At 72.9% G+C, this 18,653-nt stretch carries 17 protein-coding genes; 8 read left to right on the top strand and 9 right to left on the bottom strand.

Going from position 1 to position 18,653, the window contains the following annotated elements; translation table 11 throughout:
* The first annotated feature begins 78 nt into the window (after positions 1-78).
* Positions 79-1,950, top strand: a complete 1,872-nt coding sequence (locus tag BLT52_RS12460) for an ABC transporter ATP-binding protein (protein ID WP_090594034.1) — start codon at positions 79-81, stop codon at positions 1,948-1,950.
* 19 nt (positions 1,951-1,969) lie between these two features.
* On the opposite strand, the gene BLT52_RS12455 is transcribed toward BLT52_RS12460, so the two are convergent.
* The 4 genes from BLT52_RS12455 to BLT52_RS12440 all read right to left on the bottom strand — a co-directional run bounded on the left by BLT52_RS12455 (position 1,970) and on the right by BLT52_RS12440 (position 6,366).
* Positions 1,970-3,013 carry a LacI family DNA-binding transcriptional regulator gene (locus BLT52_RS12455; RefSeq protein WP_197679025.1) on the bottom strand — a complete coding sequence of 348 codons (1,044 nt, stop codon included), beginning with the start codon at positions 3,011-3,013 and terminating at the stop codon, positions 1,970-1,972.
* A 151-nt stretch (positions 3,014-3,164) separates the two neighbouring features.
* Positions 3,165-4,064, bottom strand: coding sequence for a carbohydrate ABC transporter permease (locus tag BLT52_RS12450; RefSeq protein WP_090594033.1), 900 nt, complete (start codon positions 4,062-4,064; stop codon positions 3,165-3,167).
* Complete coding sequence (locus BLT52_RS12445; RefSeq protein ID WP_231946293.1) at positions 4,061-5,008, bottom strand: carbohydrate ABC transporter permease; 948 nt, start codon at positions 5,006-5,008, stop codon at positions 4,061-4,063. Before BLT52_RS12445 ends, BLT52_RS12450 begins: the two co-directional genes overlap by 4 nt.
* Positions 5,009-5,010: 2 nt before the next feature.
* Entirely contained in the window at positions 5,011-6,366 is a 1,356-nt protein-coding gene (locus BLT52_RS12440) for an extracellular solute-binding protein (protein WP_090594031.1), read from the bottom strand.
* Positions 6,367-6,559: 193 nt separating this feature from the next.
* Here BLT52_RS12440 and BLT52_RS12435 point away from each other — a divergent pair, with 193 nt between their 5' ends.
* The 3 genes from BLT52_RS12435 to BLT52_RS12425 all read left to right on the top strand — a co-directional run bounded on the left by BLT52_RS12435 (position 6,560) and on the right by BLT52_RS12425 (position 10,487).
* Positions 6,560-8,326, top strand: coding sequence for a glycoside hydrolase family 36 protein (locus BLT52_RS12435; RefSeq protein WP_090594030.1), 1,767 nt, complete (start codon positions 6,560-6,562; stop codon positions 8,324-8,326).
* A 304-nt stretch (positions 8,327-8,630) separates the two neighbouring features.
* Entirely contained in the window at positions 8,631-9,833 is a 1,203-nt protein-coding gene (locus BLT52_RS12430; RefSeq protein WP_090596702.1) for an MFS transporter, read from the top strand.
* A 27-nt stretch (positions 9,834-9,860) separates the two neighbouring features.
* Positions 9,861-10,487 (top strand): hypothetical protein, encoded by a 627-nt coding sequence (locus BLT52_RS12425; protein WP_090594028.1) that lies wholly within the window; start codon positions 9,861-9,863, stop codon positions 10,485-10,487.
* A gap of 45 nt (positions 10,488-10,532) precedes the next feature.
* Here the strand turns inward: BLT52_RS12425 and BLT52_RS12420 are convergent, their stop codons facing one another.
* The 3 genes from BLT52_RS12420 to BLT52_RS12410 are packed head-to-tail and all read right to left on the bottom strand — an operon-like array spanning position 10,533 to position 13,019.
* The gene (locus BLT52_RS12420; protein WP_090594027.1) at positions 10,533-11,765 is read right to left on the bottom strand and encodes a kynureninase; all 1,233 of its coding nucleotides are present in this window, start codon (positions 11,763-11,765) and stop codon (positions 10,533-10,535) included.
* Complete coding sequence (locus tag BLT52_RS12415) at positions 11,762-12,577, bottom strand: tryptophan 2,3-dioxygenase (protein ID WP_197679024.1); 816 nt, start codon at positions 12,575-12,577, stop codon at positions 11,762-11,764. The genes BLT52_RS12420 and BLT52_RS12415 overlap by 4 nt, the downstream gene beginning before the upstream one ends.
* Positions 12,578-12,614: 37 nt before the next feature.
* Positions 12,615-13,019: a hypothetical protein gene (locus BLT52_RS12410; RefSeq protein ID WP_157677117.1), complete on the bottom strand. Its 405-nt coding sequence runs from the start codon at positions 13,017-13,019 to the stop codon at positions 12,615-12,617.
* Positions 13,020-13,151: 132 nt separating this feature from the next.
* Here BLT52_RS12410 and BLT52_RS12405 point away from each other — a divergent pair, with 132 nt between their 5' ends.
* The gene (locus BLT52_RS12405) at positions 13,152-13,898 is read left to right on the top strand and encodes a copper homeostasis protein CutC (RefSeq protein WP_090596700.1); all 747 of its coding nucleotides are present in this window, start codon (positions 13,152-13,154) and stop codon (positions 13,896-13,898) included.
* Complete coding sequence (locus BLT52_RS12400) at positions 13,895-14,809, top strand: ROK family protein (protein WP_090594023.1); 915 nt, start codon at positions 13,895-13,897, stop codon at positions 14,807-14,809. Before BLT52_RS12405 ends, BLT52_RS12400 begins: the two co-directional genes overlap by 4 nt.
* 27 nt (positions 14,810-14,836) lie before the next feature.
* Here the strand turns inward: BLT52_RS12400 and BLT52_RS12395 are convergent, their stop codons facing one another.
* Positions 14,837-15,451 (bottom strand): alpha/beta hydrolase, encoded by a 615-nt coding sequence (locus BLT52_RS12395; RefSeq protein WP_090594021.1) that lies wholly within the window; start codon positions 15,449-15,451, stop codon positions 14,837-14,839.
* 214 nt (positions 15,452-15,665) lie between these two features.
* The gene (locus BLT52_RS12390) at positions 15,666-17,273 is read right to left on the bottom strand and encodes a flavin monoamine oxidase family protein (RefSeq protein ID WP_090594020.1); all 1,608 of its coding nucleotides are present in this window, start codon (positions 17,271-17,273) and stop codon (positions 15,666-15,668) included.
* Positions 17,274-17,628: 355 nt separating this feature from the next.
* On the opposite strand from BLT52_RS12390, the gene BLT52_RS12385 reads away from it, so the two are divergent.
* Together BLT52_RS12385 and BLT52_RS12380 are read left to right on the top strand one after the other, a co-directional pair.
* On the top strand, positions 17,629-18,267 hold the full coding sequence (locus BLT52_RS12385) for a Rid family hydrolase (RefSeq protein WP_090594018.1): 639 nt from the start codon (positions 17,629-17,631) through the stop codon (positions 18,265-18,267).
* Positions 18,268-18,349: 82 nt separating this feature from the next.
* Positions 18,350-18,649, top strand: coding sequence for a biopolymer transporter Tol (locus BLT52_RS12380; protein WP_172804035.1), 300 nt, complete (start codon positions 18,350-18,352; stop codon positions 18,647-18,649).
* The last annotated feature ends 4 nt before the right edge of the window (positions 18,650-18,653 follow it).

Genomic DNA, 18,653 nt, shown 5'->3' with positions numbered 1-18,653 from the left:
GGGGCCGGGAACAGCTGGACCTCCACCGTGCTTGACGTCCTAGGGTCGTGCTGACGACCCGAGGAGGGTGGCACGACGATGAGCATGGAGATGACGGCCTACCACGCGATGTGGGCCAGCTCGCGCGGCAGCGAGCGACGACGGGTGACCCGGGAGACGTTGCGACGGGTCTGGCGGTTCGTGCACCCGCACCGCGCCCGGGTGGCGGCGTTCGTGGCCACCAGCGTGGTCACCGCCGCGCTGGGCGTGACGACCCCGGTGATGGCCGGACGGGTGGTCAACGCCATCACCGAGCAGCAGCCGTCCTCGGTGGTGGTCCGCTGGGCGCTGCTGATCGCCGTGGTCGCGGTGGCTGCCGCGATGCTGGGACTGCTGGCCCGCTGGCTGTCCTCCCGGCTGGGTGAGGGCCTGATCCTGGACCTGCGCCGTGAGGTCTTCGGCCACGTGCTCACGATGCCCGTCGCCTTCTTCAACCGCACCCGCACCGGCGCGCTGGTCTCCCGCCTCAACAACGACGTGATCGGCGCCCAGCGCGCCTTCAGCTCGACGCTGTCGGGGCTGGTCACCAACGTGGTGGCGCTGCTGCTGACGGTCGGGGTGATGCTCAGCCTGAGCTGGCCGATCACGGTCTGCGCCCTGCTGCTGCTGCCGCTGTTCGTGCTGCCGGCCAAGCGGATGGGACGCCGGATGGCCGCCCTGCAGCGGGAGGCCGCCGACCACAACGCCGCCATGGGCAACCGGATGACCGAGCGCTTCTCCGCCCCCGGCGCCCAGCTGGTCAAGCTCTTCGCCGACCCCGACGTGGAGACCGCCGAGTTCACCGCGCGCGCCGACGCCGTGCGGGCCATCGGCGTCCGCACCGCGATGGCCCAGTCGATCTTCGTCACCGCCCTGACCCTGGTCTCCGCGCTCGCGCTGGCCATGGTGTACGGGATCGGGGGCGTGCTGGCCTCCGACGGGCGCCTGGACGCCGGGACCGTCGTCTCGCTGGCCCTGCTGATCACCGGCCTGTACGTGCCGATGACCGGTCTGGCCAGCGCGCGGGTCGAGGTGAGCAGCGCCCTGGTCAGCTTCGAGCGGGTCTTCGAGGTGCTGGACCTGGTGCCGATGATCCGCGAGCGCGAGGACGCCGTCGACCTCCCCGAGGGGCCGCTGGAGCTGCGCTTCGAGTCCGTCGACTTCAGCTACCCCACCGCCGAGCAGGTCTCGCTGGCCTCGCTGGAGGACGTCGCGGTGCTGGACAACCGGGCCGACGAGCAGGTGCTGCACCAGGTCGACTTCACCGTGCCCGCTGGCACCATGACCGCGCTGGTCGGCTCCTCCGGCGCCGGCAAGTCCACCATCGCCGCGCTGGCCACCCGGCTGCAGGACGTCGACGGCGGGGCCGTGCGCCTGGGCGGGGTGGACGTCCGCGACGCCCGGTTGGCCTCGATGCGGCAGGCGGTCTCGCTGGTGAGCCAGGACGGCCACCTGTTCCACGACTCGATCCGGACCAACCTCCAGCTGGCCCGACCGGAGGCCACCGACGAGGAGATCTGGGAGGCGCTGCGCCAGGCCCGTCTGGAGAACCTGGTGCACACGCTGCCCGCCGGCCTGGACACCGTGGTCGGCGAGCGCGGCTACCGCCTCTCCGGCGGGGAGCGGCAGCGCCTCACCATCGCCCGGCTGCTGCTGGCCCGCCCGCGGGTGGTCGTCCTGGACGAGGCCACCGCCCACCTGGACTCCACCTCCGAGGCGGCGGTCCAGGCAGCCCTGGCCACGGCGCTCACCGGGCGGACGTCGGTGGTCATCGCCCACCGTCTCTCCACCATCCGGGCGGCGGACCAGATCTGCGTGATCGAGGGCGGCCGGGTGCTGGAGCGCGGCACCCACACCGAGCTGCTGGCCCTGGACGGGCGCTACGCCGAGCTGTACCGCACCCAGTTCGCCGAGGCGCCCACCCCGGCCTGACCCCGCTCGGGCTGCCGGTCTAGCCGGTGGTGGGCTGCGGGACGCAACCGCAGGACCGGCGCACGACGAGCTCCATCGGGAAGGTCTCGTGGTGGGACGCGCCCGGGGTCAGCAGCTGCCGCACGGCGGCGGCGGCCATGCTGTCGACCGGCTGGCGGGCGACGGTCAGCGAGGGCCAGGAGTACTCGCACTCGGCGGTGCCGTCGAAGGTGACCACGGCGACGTCCTCCGGTACCCGGACGCCGGCCTCGTGCAGCGCGTACAGCACCCCGATGCCCTGCAGCTCGGAGCTGGCGAACACCGCGGACGGCGGGTTGGCCGCCTCCAGCAGCCGGCGGGCCCCCTCGTAGCCCCCGGCGCGGGTGAAGTCGGCGCGGGCGAGAGGTCCGTCCAGCAGCCGGGCCGAGCGGAGGGCGTCCTGCCACCCGCGCTCACGCGCGTCGGCACCGGCGCGGCCGTCGTCGCCGATGACCAGACCCACGTCACGGTGGCCGTGCACGGAGACCAGGTGCTCCACCGCCGACCGGGCACCCTGGGCCGCGTCCGGACCCACGGTCGAGTGGCCGGGGATCGGGGAGGGGGCGTCGAAGACGACCGACCGGGCGTTGTTGCGCTGCAGGTGCTCGAGGGTGTCGGCCGTGGCGTTCTCGCTGGCCACCAGGAACCCGTCGACCTGCCGACCGATCAGGTCGTCGAGGATGTGGCGGCTCGAGGCCGCGCTCCGGTTCCGGTCGACGTTCCCCATCACGACGGCGTACCCCGCCTCGTTGGCCGCGGCCTGGATGCTGAGCGCGAGCTCGGTGAAGTAGGGGTTCTCCAGTCCGCCGAGGACGAGCCCGAGGGTGCTGGTGCTGCCGATCCTCAGAGCGCGGGCGCTGACGTTGGGCCGGTAGCCGAGCAGGTCGATCGCGGACCGGACACGGGCCGACGTCTCCTCCGAGACCGGTCTCGGGCCCCCGTTGACGACGTAGCTGACCACCGCGGAGCTCACCCCGGCGTAGCGGGCCACGTCGTCGCGGGTGACCGGTCGCCGCGACCCTTCCGGCGTGATGCGTCGCCCCAAGGCCAGGTCTCGCCTTCTCGAGGATCTCTGCCCGACCGTCGGCGGACGGTGGGCTCCGTCGATCCCTCAGGACCCGGTCCGGCGGACGTTACCACTCCGCCGGGCCGGGCCCGCGGACGTCGTCGCCGCAGGCTCCAGCCCTCCCGCGGCCTCAGGTCTTGGAGCCCGAGAGCGCGATGCCCTCGACGATCTGACGCTGGGCGAGGATGAACAGGACGAGGAAGGGGACGGCCGCCAGGGAGGCCGCAGCCATCAGACCACCCCAGTCGGAGGAGTAGGCGCCCTTGAACTGGGTCACCCACAGCGGCAGCGTGAACAGGCTCTCGCTGTTGAGGAAGATCAACGGGGTGAAGAAGTTGTTCCACTGCCCGAGGAAGATGAAGATGCCGAGCGCCACCATCGGGGTGCGGAGCAGCGGCAGGATCATCGTGACGAAGATCTTGACCCGGCTCGCGCCGTCGATGGCGGCGGCCTCCTCCAGCTCCAGCGGGATGCCCCGCACGTACTGGCGCAGCAGGAAGACCCCGAAGGCGTTGAACAGCGCAGCCGGCACGATGAGCGCCAGGTGGGTGTCGATCCACCGGAGCTGTCCGAGGATGATGTAGAGCGGGATGATGGTCAGCTGGACCGGCACCATCATCGTGGCCAGGAAGACGGCGAAGAGCAGGTTGTTCCCGGGGAACCGCATCCGTGCGAACGCGTAGGCGGCCATGGCGCAGGTCAGCAGCGACACCAGCGTGACCACGGCCGCGATGTAGACGCTGTTGAGGAACGCCGACCCGAACGTGCCGGTGCCGAAGGCCGTCTCGTAGTTCTGCACGGTGGGGTCCACCGGGAACAGCTTCGGCGGCCGGACGAAGATCTCGTCCAGCGGCTTCAGCGAGGACAGCAGCATCCAGATGAAGGGCAGCGCCATCAGCACGCCGCCGACGATGAGGAGGAGGTGGAGCGGGATCCGCCTCCAGGTGAAGGGCCGGCGCCGGACCGGGCCCTTCCTGTCGTTCTTCGTGGCCTCGAGGGCCTGGGTCGTGATGTCGGTCGCGATCGTCATTCTGTGTAGTGGACCCATCTCTTCTGGGCCAGCAGCTGCAGGCCGGTGACCGCCATCAGGATCAGGAAGAGCACCAGGGCCAGGGCGGCTCCGCGGCCGAAGTTGAACTCGCGGAACGCGATCTGGACGATCTCGTAGACGATCGTCCGGGCCGAGGACGGTGCTGTGGTCTCGAAGAACACGTAGATGTAGTCGAAGACCTGGAAGGAGCCGATGATGCCGGTGATCGAGAGGAACAGGATCGTCGGCGACAGCAGCGGCAGGGTGATCCTGCGCAGCTTCTGCCACTCCCCCGCACCGTCGATGTCGGCGGCCTCCAGCATGGACCTCGGGACGTTCTCCAGCCCCGCCATGAACATCACCATCTGGTAGCCCAGGCCCTGCCAGATGCTGACCGCGGCCAGCGCGGGGATGACGGTGCGGGAGTCCTGCAGCCAGTCCGGCGCGACGACGCCGACCTCCAGCAGCAGGTTGTTGATCGGTGAGAGCTCGGGGTTGAGCAGCCAGAGCCAGATCGCCGAGACCGCCACCGCGGAGGTGACGACCGGGGCGAAGAAGAAGATCCGGTAGAGGTTCTTGATCCTCCCGACCTTCTGCAGCAGGTAGGCGGCGACGAAGCCGGCGGCGAGCAGACCGGGCACCTGCAGCACGGTGAACCACAGCGTGTTCCGCATCGACGTCAGGATCTGCGGGTCGGTGAACACCCAGCGGAAGTTGTCCAGCCCGGCGAAGGAGCGGGTGCCGAACCCGTCCCAGTTGCTGAAGGCCAGGACCACCGCGAAGACCAGCGGACCGAGCATGAAGACCAGCAGCCCGACCAGCTGCGGGGTCAGGAACCCGAAGGCCAGCAGGCTGTCCCTCCGCCGGCGGGCCCGACCCGCCCCGGTGTCCCGGGGCGGGGCGAGCACGTCGGGAGCCGGCCCGACCTCGTCGAGGACGGCCACGGTCAGCCCTGGCTGTTGATGTAGGCCGCGATCTTGCTGGCGAAGGTCTTCGCGTCGTCGCCGCCCTTGATCGACTTGTCCATCTCGGTGGCCAGGTTGGTCGAGACCTTGGCGTTGCGCGCGACGGGCAGGGGCACGGCGTAGCCCTGGCTGGCGATCTCGGTGAACCAGGCGCCGTGCTCGGGCAGCCCGCCCTCGGTCACGACCTCCTCCAGACCGGCCGTCGACGCCACCGCGTTGCCACCGCCGGACAGACGCGCCCGCTGGCCGTCGGCGCTCACGAAACGGCTCATGAACTGCAGGGCCGCCTGCTGGTCCTGGGCGTCGGTGTTGACCGACATGGCTGCGCAGAACACCGCGACCGGCTTGATCACGTCACCGGTGTCCGAGGGCAGCGGCGCGATGTCGTACTGGAGGTCCTCGAGCTTCTTGAGGTTGGGCAGGATCCAGCGCCCGTACTGGCAGCTGGCCAGCTGACCGCCGTAGAACAGCGCGTCCACGCCCTGACCCTTGGGCAGCGAGCCGCCGTAGCTGATGGTCTCCGCCGCGAAGTGGTCGAAGAGCCACTCGATCACCTCCATCGCCCTCGGGTCGGTGTCGAACACGGCCTCCTCCTCGTCGAAGGCGGTGCCACCGAAGCTGGTGATGTAGCTGCTGAGGTCGGCCCAACCGGACTCGAAGACCAGGCCGCGCTTGCCGGTGCCCTTGACCTTGACCAGCAGGTCGTCCAGGGCGGCCTGGTCCCAGGTGCCGCCCTCGAAGGCCTGGGCCGGGTTCGTGGTCACACCGGCCTCCTCGAGGAGACCCTTGTTGAACCAGAACACCTTGGGGTTGCAGTCCACCGGGACGCCGTACAGGCCGCCGTCGGCGTCCTTGCACCACTCGAGCAGGCCGGGAAAGGTCGAGTCCGCCGTGATGGCGGAGTCGGGGCCGGCGAGGAAGTCGCTGAGCTCCACCAGCTTGCCCGAGGCGATCAGGGGCGCCATCGAGGTGTCACCGACGTAGAAGGCGTCGGGGGCCGAGCCGCCGGCCAGCTGGGTCAGCAGCTTGGCCTGGTAGTCGCCGACGACCTGCTGCCAGGTCACCTCGGCGCCGTGGGCAGCCTGGTAGTCCTTCGAGTACTGCTTGTAGCGCTCGCCCTCGCCCGGGTTCGCCCAGGACCCCCAGGTGACGGCGCCACCGGCGTCCCCACCGCCGCCGCCTCCGCTGCCGCCGCCGGGACCGCCGCTGCTGCCGCCCGCGCAGGCGGTGAGCAGCGAGCCCGAGCCCGCCGCGGCGGCCGCCAGGCCGGCGCCACCGAGCAGACGACGCCGGCTCAGGGCACCCCCGACCGAGGGGTGGTTGTTGCTTCCAGTCATCTCATTCCTCTCTGAATGCTGACCGCTGCCCGGGTGCCACCGGTCCGTGACGCCTCTGCATCATGCGGTCGCGTGACCCGGAGTGTCAACGTGTAGATCCGCGCCGGATCTGCTTTACACCCTGTCACAGCGGCAATATTGGTCCGAAAGCGCCTCATCGCTCTACAGGTGTAGATGCGACATACTCGCTCCCATGGAACGTGCAGCAGACCCCTCGCGCCCCACCTCTGCGGGGACCGGCGACGTGCAGCTCACCGGCGTGACGGCACTGGCCGCCTCCGGCGGGACGGTCCTCCGGACCCGGCAGGTCGGCGCCGACGTCGTGGAGCTGACGGCGAGGGCCGCCGACGACCGGCCGGGGCTCCGCGTCGAGGTGGACCTGGGGGCTGCGGTCGGCTACTGGCACCCCGGCGCGGACAGCGCCCAGCTGCTCCAGCCGGACTGGGCCGGGTCCTCGGCCACCGGTCTGGTCTCCTCCGCGCCGGTGGGCGCCCTGTACGACGCCAGCGGGAGCGTGCTGCTGGCCTGGGCGGCCAGCGAGGCCGTCGCCGAGCTGTGCGTCACCACCGGGGTGTCGGAGGAGCGCAAGACGTTCGTGGTCGACGTCCGGACGGTCCGCCCGTCGAGTGCGCCGCTGCAGGTCGTCCTGGACACCAGCGGCGGTCCCCTCGCCGCGACGCTGAGCCGTCTCGCCACGTGGGTGTCCGACCGGTTGCCGGGCTCCCCGCTCCCGGTGCCGCCGGTGGCCGAGCAGCCGGTCTACTCGACCTGGTACACGTTCACCCAGGACGTCGACGCCGAGCTCGTCACCGGCGAGGCCCGCCTCGCCGCCGAGCTCGGGTGCGGCTCGGTCTTCGTCGACGACGGCTGGCAGCGGCTGGCGCACGGCCGCGGCTACCAGGGGTGCGGCGACTGGGTGCCCGACCCCGCCAAGTTCCCCGACCTCGCCGCCACGGTGCGCGACCTCCGTGCCACCGGTCTGGGGGTCGCTCTGTGGGTCGCGCCCCTGCTGCTGGGCGAGGAGAGCGACGCCTTCGCCACCATGGCGCCGTTCGCCCCGCACCGCGAGGACCGTCTCAGCTGCCACGTCCTCGACCCCCGTCGGCCCGAGACGCGTGCCTTCGTCGTCGACACCTGCCTGCGGCTGGTCACCGAGCACGGCGCCGACCTGCTCAAGATCGACTTCCTCGAGCAGGCCATGGCCTACCGCGACGCACCCCCGGCCGGCGACGTCGCCTACGTCGGCGAGGCGATGGCCCGGCTGCTGGGTGAGCTGCGGGAGGGGCTGACGCGGGCCGGCAGACCGGGGGTCGCCTTCGAGTTCCGCCAGCCCTACGTCAGCCCGGCCATCGCCCGCTACGGCGAGATCCTGCGCGCCCACGACTGCCCGGCCGACAGCGTGACCAACCGGGCGGCCAGCGTCAACGCCCGGCTGCTCGCCGTGGGCCAGGTGATCCACGCCGACCCGATGATGTGGGGACCCGCGGGCGGCGCGGCGGCGGTCGCCCAGCAGCTCTACGCCGGCTGGTTCGCGGTCCCGCAGATCTCGATGCGGCTGGCGACCCTGGACCAGGAGCAGCGGACGGCGCTGCGCGGGCTGCTGCGGCTGTGGCGCGAGCACTCCGAGGTCACCCTGCACGGGGAGCTGCAGGTGCTCGGCCCCGAGCGAGGCTACGACGTCGTCACCGCCACCCGCGCCGACCTCGACCGGTCCGTCACGGTGCGCAGCGCCCCGGTGGTGGTCGATCTCGACACCCAGCCGGTGACCGGGGTGTCGGTGGTCAACGCCACCCCCGAGCCCGTGCTGCTCGCGCGGACGTCACGGCAGGTCCTCGGCGGCGTCGTCCGGTCCAGCTCCGGCGCTGAGACGGGTGGGCTCAGCCCGACGGGCCCCGGTCTGCTGGAGCTCGCCGTGCCGGCCTGGGGAAGCGTCACCCTGCGGCTCGGCCAGCCCGCCTGACCACCGGCGACGACGGCGCCGGAGCGCTCGAGGGAGCGACCGGAACGGGTGAGCCGGCGGATCTGGACCAGGGCGACGAGCGCCACCGAACTGGGGGCCACTCGCAGAAGCGGTCACTGAGCCCGACGGCCCGGCCTCACGGCCGGGGCCGTCGGGCTGGGTGACCGGTTCTGCGGGTCGTCGGTGCGGCCCGAGCCGTCTCAGCCAAGCCACCCCGCGCCACCGCTCTCGGACGCAAACCGCCGCCCACGCCGGTGGACGCCGACTTGAGCCCGACGCGACGTCATGGTCTGGGGTGGGTGGCATGCACCGGATCCGCTTCTTCTACCTAGCCGGCTTCTCCGTCTCGCTGCTGGGGAACTCCATCACCGCCATCGCCCTGCCGCTGGTGGTGCTGCTCACCACCGGCAGCCCCCTGGGCGCGGGGATCGTGGCCATCGCCGCGGCGGTACCCGCAGCCGTCGCGGGGCTGCTCATGGGCGCGCTGGTCGACCGCGTCAACCGCCGCACCGCCGCCGTCCTCTCCGACGTCATCTCGGCGGTGGCGCTGCTGATCCTGCCGGTCGTGCACCTGACGGTGGGGTTGGAGCTCGGCTGGTTCGTCGCCGTGGCCGTCCTGAGCTCGTTCGGGGACGTCCCGGGCATCACCGCCCGTGAGGCCATGCTGCCGGCGGTCGCGGACGCCGCCGGGCTGGACCCCGCCAAACTGATCGGCATCCGGGAGTCGTTGTCCGGGGCGTCGTTCCTGCTCGGTCCCGCCGCCGCCGGCATCCTGGTCGCCACCCTCGAACCCGTCACGGTGCTCTGGATCACCTCCGGCCTGGCGGCACTGGCGGCGCTGCTCACCCTCGCCCTCCCCGCACGCGCGACCGTGCTCGTCGGCGGCGGCGTCCCGGCTCCCGCCCAGCGGTCGATGTTCCGCGGCCTGGTGATCATCTTCCGCTCGCCGCTGCTGCGCGGGCTGGTCCTCCTCGGACTGGCCCTGGCTATCGTGCTGGCCGCCACCCAGGGCATGGTCATCCCGGTCCACTTCGCGTTCCAGGGCGACCCGCAGCTCGTCGGGTTCGTCCTCAGCGCCCTGGCCGCGGGTCTGCTGGTCGGTCGCGGGGGCTTCGCCGTCCTCGGGCACCGGGTCCCGCACCGCGTCTGGCTCGTCGTCGGTCTGGTCCTGGTCGCGGTCGGCTTCTCCGTCATCGCGGTCCTCGGCCCGGCGTGGTCGGTCCTCACCGGAGCAGCCGTCGTCGGCCTCGGCGCCGGGTGCATGAACGCCGTCGTCGGACTGGCCCTCGTCGACGTCGTCGCCGACTCCCAGCGCGGGACGGTGCTCGGCGCTCAGAACGCGCTGCTGACCCTGGTCCCCGCAGTCGGCATCGGCGCGGCCGCCGTGCTGATCGAGGCCGGCGGTCTGCAGCTGACCACCATCGCGCTCGCGGCCCTGTGGGTCGTCTCGGTCGTCGCCGCGCTCCTGACTCCCCCACTCCGCCGACTCGGCTCCACCGCGGCCTGACACCGGCCCGACCAGAGAGGACGACACATGAAGACCCTGACCAGCCTCCGGACGGTGCTGCGCGAGAACTGGCGGACCTACCTGGTCATCAACGCCGCGACCTACGGCGCACTCGTCGCGATGATGATCGCGACCTCGCTGGTACCCCGGTTGCGCGAGGGAGGGCTCGAGGGGTCGACGGCCTTCGGGAACCTGCCGGGGCTCTCGGCCGTCACCGACGCCTACGCCGCCGGTGACGTGGTGCAGGCAGCCCTCCTCACCTTCCTCGCCAACCTCCTCCTCGCGGCGGTGCTCACCACCACCCTGCCGTCGCTCGTGATCCCCTTCCTCGGGGTCGTCGCGACGGTGGGACGTGCCGGGCTGATCGGGATGTGGCTCGCCCCCGGGTCCCCGGGCGAGGCGCTGGCGCTCATCCCCCACGCTCCCGTGGTGGTCGTGGAGTTCCAGGCCTACGTCCTGGCGGCGCTGGGATCGGTGATCCTCTGGCGCCGGACCACGACCTACCGACGCCGGGGACTCCCCTCCGCCTGGGCGGGATACCGCGAGGGGCTCAGGGCGAACGCGCGTCTGTACCCCGTCATCATCGGGGTGCTCCTCCTCACCGCCGGCTACGAGGCCGTCGAGGTCATCCACCTCATGCCCCTCCTCCGCTGACCCGGGCACCCGAGCTGGCGAGGAGGTGCGGGTGCCACACGGGTGTCAGTCCAGCAGCCGGGCGATCTCCTCCAGCGCGGTCGCCACCTCGGCGTAGCTGGTGCTCAGCGGTGCGAGCCCGAGGCGGACGACGTCGGGTTCGCGGAAGTCGGGGACCACGTCGACCTCCCACAGCCGGCGGCAGAGCTCGCGGGCGTCGGGGTGGGTGAGGGTGACGTGCGCGCCGCGCCGGCCTGGGTCCCGGGGTGAGGCGACGCCGACCCCCAGCCCGGCCAGGTGCTCGTCCACCACCTCCACCACGAAGGCGCCCAGGGCCAGCGCCTTGGTGGTGACGGCCTCCAGCCCCACCCGGTCGACCAGCTCCACGGTGTCGGCCAGGCCGGCCATGGCCAGCACCGGCGGCGTCCCGGAGATGAAGCGGCGGACCCCCTCGGCCGGTCGGTAGCCCGGACCCATCACGAACGGCTCCGCGTGACCCATCCAGCCCTGCACGGGCTGGGACAGCCGCTGCTGCAGGCGCGTGGCGACGTACCCGAAGGCCGGGCCGCCGGGGCCGGCGTTGAGGAACTTGTAGCTGCACCCCACCGCGAGGTCGACGTCCGCGGCGTCGAGGTCGACCGGGAGCACGCCGGCGGAGTGGCAGAGGTCCCAGAGCACCAGCGCACCGTGCTCCCGCGCCGCGGCGGTGATCTCCGCCAGGTCGGCGCGCCAGGAGGACTTGTAGGCGACGTGGGACACCAGCACCACCCCGGTCCGCTCACCGAGGTGCTCGCGCAGGTGCTCCAGCTCCACCCCCCGCGCCGGGTCCGGGCTGAGCCACACCAGCTCGGCACCGGTCTCCGCGGCCACGCCCTCGGCGACGTAGCGGTTGGTCGGGAAGTTCTCGGTGTCCAGCACCAGCTGGGGACGTCCCCGCTCCATCGCGTCAGCCACCGCGGCACGCAGCAGCTTGTAGAGCAGCACCGTGGTGGAGTCGCCGACGAACACCTGCCCGGGGGCGGCGCCGAGGCAGACCCGGCCGAGGTGGTCACCGAGCTCGAGGGGCAGCTGCATCCACTGCTCGTCCCAGGAGCGGATCAGCCGGGTGCCCCAGGCCCCGACCACCAGCTCCTGCAGCCGCGCGGCCGTGGCCCGCAGCGGGCGACCGAGGGAGTTGCCGTCGAGGTAGGCCCGCACCGGCGGCTCGCCCTCGACGAACTCCGCCCGGCACCAGGCCAGCGGGTCGGCGGCGTCCAGGGCCGCCGCCCGCTCGGCCACCCCGGGCAGCCGGCCGCTCACCGGCCGATCCTGGTGCGGACGGCGTAGAGCTCGGGGAAGAAGGTGACGTCCAGCGCCCGGCGCAGGAAGCCGACCCCGGACGAGCCGCCGGTGCCGGTCTTCAGCCCGATCGTGCGCTGGACGGTGGTCAGGTGGCGGAAGCGCCAGAGCTGAACGGCGTCCTCCAGGTCGACCAGCTCCTCGCAGGCCTCGTAGGCGTCCCAGTGCGTCTCTGCGTCGGCGTAGACGGCGCAGAGCACCTCGGTCAGCTCGTCGTCCTCGGTGTGCGGCCGGGTGAGGTCGCGCTCGAGCACCCGCGCCGGCACCGGATGGCCCTGGCGGGCCAGGCAGCCGAGGAACGCGTCGTAGAGGCTCGGTCCCTCCAGCAGCTCGGTCAGCACCCGCGTCCCCTCCGGGTGGTGGGCGTGCACCGCGAGGGTGGCGGCGTCCTTGTTGCCGAGGACGAACTCGAAGGCGCGGTACTGCCAGGACTGGAAGCCCGAGGCGCGGCCGAGGAAGTCGCGGAACTCGGAGTACTCGGTCGGGGTCAGCGTGGCCAGCACCGACCACTGGTCGGTCAGGGTGCGCTGGATGTGCTTCACCCGGGCGATCCGCTTCAGCGCAACCCGCAGCCGGTCGGCCTGCAGCAGGGCGACCGCCGAGCGCAGCTCGTGCAGCACCAGCTTGAGCCAGAGCTCGGAGGTCTGGTGCTGGATGATGAACAGCAGCTCGTCGTGGTGCTCGGGCTCGCTGACCGGGTGCTGGGCGGTGAGCAGGGTGTCCAGGTCCAGGTAGGAGCCGTAGCCCATCTCGGCGCGGAAATCGGTGGCCATCCCCGGCTCGACGCCGCGGGGTCCAGGGGGCACGAGCTCAGCGCTCGCCGGGGAGCACGGTGACCAGCGACTCCGCCGAGCGCATCGCCGCGTCCTGCAGGCCGACCAACCCCTCCAGCCCGGGCGGCACGTCCTTGAAGACCGGACGGACCTCGAAGGCCAGGTCCAGCAGCTCCTCGCGGGTGGGGACCCTCTTGCGCAGCACCATCGCCTCGCCGGCCAGCCGGCCGTACTCGGCCGTCCGGCCCTGCCAGCCGGGGTTGCTGGCCAGCTCGGGGTGCTCGCGCATGGCGTTGACCAGGGCGTCCAGGGCCTTCTCCAGCTGCAGCAGCTGGCGGCGCCTCTCCTCCAGGTCCAGGGCGATCGGCAGGTCCTCGCCCGACTCCTCGTCGCGTCCGAACAGCTTCTTGAACAGGTTCACCACGTCACCTCCAGGGAGCACCGCCGGTCCACGTCGCGGTCAGTCTAGGCAGAGGCACCGCAGCACGCTGCCGGGCGCCGGGCGCGGGACCCGTCCCACCCCCGGGGCCGGACGCGCGGCCGGGCCGGGTCGATCACGGCTAGCGTGCACCCCGTGACCCTCGCGCTCGAGCTCGCCGTCCACGACCCGCGAGGCATCGCGGTGGCCTCCCGGGTGGGCCCGACCCGGATCGAGCTCTGCACCGCCCTCGCCCTGGGCGGACTGACCCCCTCGACCGGGCTGGTCGACGCGGCCGTCGCGGCCCGCGGAGCCGGCGGACCCGCCGTCCACGTCCTGATCCGCCCGCGCTCGGGCGGCTTCGACTACGACCAGCACGAGCGGGCCGTGCTGCTCGCCGACTGCCGGGCCGCCGCCGCCCACGGGGCCGACGGGGTGGTGGTGGGGCTGACCCGGACCGGCCCGGACGGTGCTCCCGAGCTCGACCTGGACGGGGTGGCCGAGGTGGTCGCGGCGGTGCCGGGGCTGGAGGTGACCGTGCACCGGGTGCTGGACACCCTGCGCTCCCCCGCCGAGGCCGTGGCGGCCCTGCGGGGCACCGGCGTCCGTCGGGTGCTCACCTCCGGGGGCGCGCCCCGGGCGGTCGACGGGCTCGCCACGCTGCGCGACGTGGTGGCCGCCGCGGGCGGTGAGATCGAGGTGATGGCCGGCGGCGGGGTCCGGCCGGAGTTCGTCGCCGCGCTCTCCGCGGTGGGGGTGCACGCGGTGCACGCCTCCGCCAGCCGCGACGGGGCCGACGTGCTCGACCTCGGCCTGGGCTCCTCCCCGGAGTCGACCCGTCACGCCACCACCGACGAGGACCTGGCCCGCCACCTGATGGCCGCGGTGCGGGCCGCCCGTTGAGCGCGCCGCTGCTGGGCGTCGACCTCGGCGGGACGTCCACCAAGCTGCTGCTGGGCCGGCCCGGTCCCGACGGCGCGGAACCGCTGGAGCAGACCCAGGTCCCCACCCCGCGAGGGCCGGGCGCGCTGGACCTGCTCGCCGACCGGGTGCAGGCCTTCCTGGCCGGACGGACGGTGGCCGCCGCGGGCGTCACCGTGCCCGGCCTGCTGGACGGCGACGGCGTAGTGACCCGGTCGGTGAACCTGCCCTGGCTCGACGGCGTGGCGGTCGGGGACGTCCTCGGCACCGCGCTCGGGGTCCCGGTGGTGGCCGTCCACGACGGGCGGGCCGCCGCCCGGGCCGAGGCCGTCCTCGGTGCCGGGCGCGGGCACGCCGACGTGTACGTGCTCACGCTGGGCACCGGGATCGCCGGGGCGCAGGTGATCGGCGGCCAGGTGCTGGCCGGGGCCCATCTGTCCGCCGGCGAGGTGGGGCACGTGAGCCAGGACGACCACGGACGGCTCTGCTCCTGCGGGCAGCGCGGCTGCCTGGAGACCCTGGTCGGTGCCGAGCACCTGGCCCGGCGCTGGCAGGAGGTGCTGGCCGCCGAGGGCAGCACCCCGCAAACGGCTCCGACGGCCCGCGACCTGGTGGAGGCCGCCCGCGCGGGCCACCCGGGCGCCAGCGCCGTCCTCGACCAGGCCACCACCGCGCTGGCCCGGGCGCTGCTGGCCCTGCTGGCCACCGTCGACCCGGGTCTGGTCGTGGTCGGCGGTGGCCTTGGTCAGGCCGCGGACGTGGTGGTGGCCCCGGCGGTGGTCAAGCTCACCGAGCGGGCCACCTTCCACTCCGTGCCCCCGGTGGTGCCGAGCGCGCTGGGTCCGTGGGCCGGGGCCTGGGGCGCCGTGCTCGGCGCCGCCGACCAGCGCTGAGGACGACGACGGTCTCAGCAGCGGTCCTCAGCCGGCAAGCTGCTCGCTCAGGAAGGCCGACAGGTCGGCGATCTCCTCGGGGTTCACGTTGTGCCCCAGCCCGGGGTACACCCGCTCGGTCAGCTGCAGGTTGGCCTGCATCCAGCGCCGCGTCCAGCCCACCACGACCTGCGGCACCAGGGGGTCGACCGAACCGCGGGCGTACAGGGCGGGCAGCCGCTGCTGCTGCAGGGCGGCGTCGTCGGGAACCAGCGGGGAGACGAAGCCGGAGAGGTTCACCGCGTAGCGGAACCGCCCCGGCGCCTGGCGGACGGCCTCCAGCGCCGTGCACGCGCCCTGGGAGAAGCCGAGGATCCCGACCGGCGCGGTCAGCCCCGCGCCGTCCATCCAGTCCAGCACGTAGCGGGCGGAGCCCTCGATCTGCTCGGTGGTCACGCTGGCGTCCAGCGGGAACCAGCCGTAGCCGCCCTTCCGCCGCATCGGGCCCCGCAGGAAGGCCACGTCGAGGGCGTCGGGCAGCTGGCGGTGCAGCTCGAAGCCGATCGACTCCGTCATCCCGTGGCCGTGCAGCACCAGCAGCACCGGGCGCTCGCCGCCCGGCTCGTGCGGGCGGGACCACCGGACGGCGTCGGGGTCGATCATGCGGGCACCGCGACCTGGTCGGGGCCCAGGAGGCGGTCGGTCGGGTGCGGGTGGAGGGGCACGGGGACGCTCACGGCCGGACAGGTACCCGACCCGGCGCGGCTGACTCCTACGCTGCCGACCCGTCCCGCCTGCGGGCAGCGCCCGCACGCAGCAGGGCCCGGACGCCCCCCTCAAGCGTCCGGGCCCTGCCGCGCCGGTCAGACCGGCGGGATCAGGACGTCATCACCCGGGTGTGCAGGGCCTGGACGGCGTAGCGGGCCGACCAGAACGCCCCGTGCTGCCAGGCCGAGATCTCCGACATCCAGTCACCGGCGAAGTACACCTGCCCGCTCCCCTGCTGGAGCTGCTTGAAGCGTGGTGAGCTGGTGTTGGGGAAGGCCCAGGCGCCCTCGATGTGGGGCACCTTGTCCCAGGAGATGGAGAAGGCGGTGTCCAGCTCGGAGCGGTACTTGTCGCCGTGGATCTTGACCCCCTGCTCGACGGCGCGGCGCAGCCGGCCGGCGTGGGAGAGGCTGCCGTAGGCACGGGCGTTGGCGCCGGTGTTGTAGTAGCCGATGATCAGGCCCTTGCGCTCGCCGTAGCCGTAGGACGGGTACCACAGGTGGGCCAGGTCCATGTCGGTCTCGGTGATGCCGCCGTAGATCTTGTGGTCCTCCTCCCACCAGCGGGAGCGGTACTGCAGGCCGATCTTGCCGGCCGGGGACCGGGTGGCGAACTCGCCCAGCGCGGCGTCGGTCTCGGAGCCCCAGTTGGTGTCCCAGCGACGCATCAGGGCCGCCGGGGCGCTGACCACCGCGAAGTCGGCCTCGATCTGGCGCTCCTTGCCGTTCGCGGCGGTGTAGGTCACCCGGACACCGTCGGTGGTGTTCTGGACGCTGCTGACCACCGACTTGAGCAGGACGTTCTGCGTGCCCACGGCCTTGGCGAGGTACTGGGAGATCGTGTCCATCCCTCCCTTGGGCTGGAACATGAGCATCGACTGCTCCCAGTTGATCTCGAAGGGGAAGTACTGACCCACCTTCGAGGCCAGCACCTCCGAGACCGAGCCGGGGCCGGGCAGCGGGGTGCCGTGCTCGTTCCAGGCCGAGGGGTAGACCGAGTAGCCGCGGTTGCTGCCTCCCTGGTACTTGCCGTCGGTCAGCGAGCCCCAGCTGCGCAGGAACGCGCGGAGGTTCTCCTTGTCGGCTTCGCTCAGCCGCCCGTCCAGCGCACCCTGGTCGGTGGCCATGGTCAGCAGCTCGGAGGTGTAGCCGAAGACGTCGGCCTTGGCGGTCCGGTAGCGCACCGGGTTGCCCGGGGTGGCGCCGGACTTCTCGTTGTAGAGGTAGGCGTCGGCGTTGGCGTTGGTGAACACCTCGTAGGGGACGCCCAGCTCACGCATGTAGTCCATGGTGACCATCCACTGGGCGATGCGGGCGGCGCCGGCGTTCATGTAGATGCCGTCGGCGAACCGGGCGACCTGGCGGTTGCCGTCGAGGTCGGTCTCGGCGTCACCGGGGCGCATGGTCAGCGTGCGTCCACCCACGCGGTGGCGGGCCTCGAGCACGGTCACCGTGTAGCCGGCCTTCTGCAGCTCGTAGGCCGAGGCCAGCCCGGCGGGCCCGCCACCGACGACCACGACCTTCTTGGCCGTGCGGCCCGTCAGGGAGAAGTCACCCTTGCGCGGCGGCTCCCACTCCTCGTTCCGCGGCTGGGCGCCCGCGGTCGGGGCGAGGCCGAGGGCGCCCATCGCGGCGAACATGACGCCGGCGCTGGAGGTGGCGCCGACGGCCTGGAGCAGGTGGCGTCGGGTGATGGCGGGGGTGTTCTCGTCAGCCATGCGAGACCTTTCAGGGAGGGGGCCTGGGGAGCCGGGTGCTCGGTCGTCCGTCCCGGTCACCACCAGTGCCGTCCCGGACGGTAGGGCGGCGGGATGTCGGTTCCCGGCACGCCGTGTTGCGGCCCGCTTACCGTTCCCGGGCTCCTGTGACCGTCGTGTTTCGGCGCCGTCCGCGCTCCCCGCGCCGCGTCGGGGTGCCGGACGTCGGGGAGCGCGGGTGCCGACCTGCGACCGTCATCTGGCGTCATCACCGCGATACGCGCCGTCGCTACGTTCCGCGGCAGACCGGACGGCGCCCTGGCCGTCGGGCCCGCACCGGACGCCCACGCGGGCGTCCGCCCACTCTGGAGGCAGCATGAAGAACCCCGTGAAGATCGCCCTCGCGGTCGCCGTCACCCTGGCCGTGGCCGTACCCGTCACCGCGGTGGCCGACGACAAGCTGTTCCGGCCGAGGGCCAACCAGGCCCACTCCTTCACCACCGGGGACACCCCGAGCATCGCCGACGGCGTGGCCATCGGGCGGATGACCGACTGGTACAAGTCCTCCGGGCTGGGGCCGCGGGCGATGAACACCACCGCGGGCGCCACCGCCGAGCAGCGCTACATCCCCACCGACGTCTTCCCGGGCGGGCAGCTGCCGGCCGGGGTCACCCTGACCGAGGCCCAGGGCATCAACGTGCTGATGCGGATCGGGGAGAACCTCGAGCGGGCCGGGCTGGACTACGACGACGTCATCTCCATGCGCGTCTTCCTGCAGAACCCCGACGGCCAGGCCGAGATGGACTTCGCCGGGTGGAACCGGGCCTACCGGCAGTTCTTCGCCAACACCAACCTGGCCACCGGGAAGACCCTGGACGTCCAGCTCGGCTCGGCCACCACCACGCCGATGGTGGTCAACGAGGCCCGTCCCTCCCGCTTCGCCCTGGAGATCGAGAACCTGCCGGTGGACGGCTGGCTGGTCGAGGTCGAGGTCGACGCGGTCTACCCGCGCTGACCCGACCGGGCCGGTCCTCCCCCGGGACCGGCCCGCCGGGCGCCTTCCGCGGTCGGGACGCGGTCGGTGCGACCATGGCCCGGTGGACCGGGACGGCGTGGAGCGCACCGAGGACGGGCGCTGGATCGTCGTCGGCGGGCGCCGGTGGCGCGCCGAGGACCCGGGGCTCGACCCGGACGACGCGGCCCGCCTCCGCTCGCACCTGGGCCGGGCCCGGTCCGCGGTGCGCACCGCCGGTGACGACGACGCCCGCCGCGCCGCCCGGGACCGGGTGCAGCTGGCCAAGGAGGGTCTCGGGGAGCGCGGGGACCCCTGGTGGGACCTGTCGAGCGCCGAGCGCGCACGACGGGCCGCAGACCGGCTGGACCGGCTCGGGGGCTGAGCCG

This window comes from Auraticoccus monumenti (assembly GCF_900101785.1).
GTDB classification, from domain to species: Bacteria; Actinomycetota; Actinomycetes; order Propionibacteriales; family Propionibacteriaceae; genus Auraticoccus; species Auraticoccus monumenti.
Note: the sequence above shows the minus strand (reverse complement) of the source record. Positions and strands in the feature narration are given on the sequence as shown.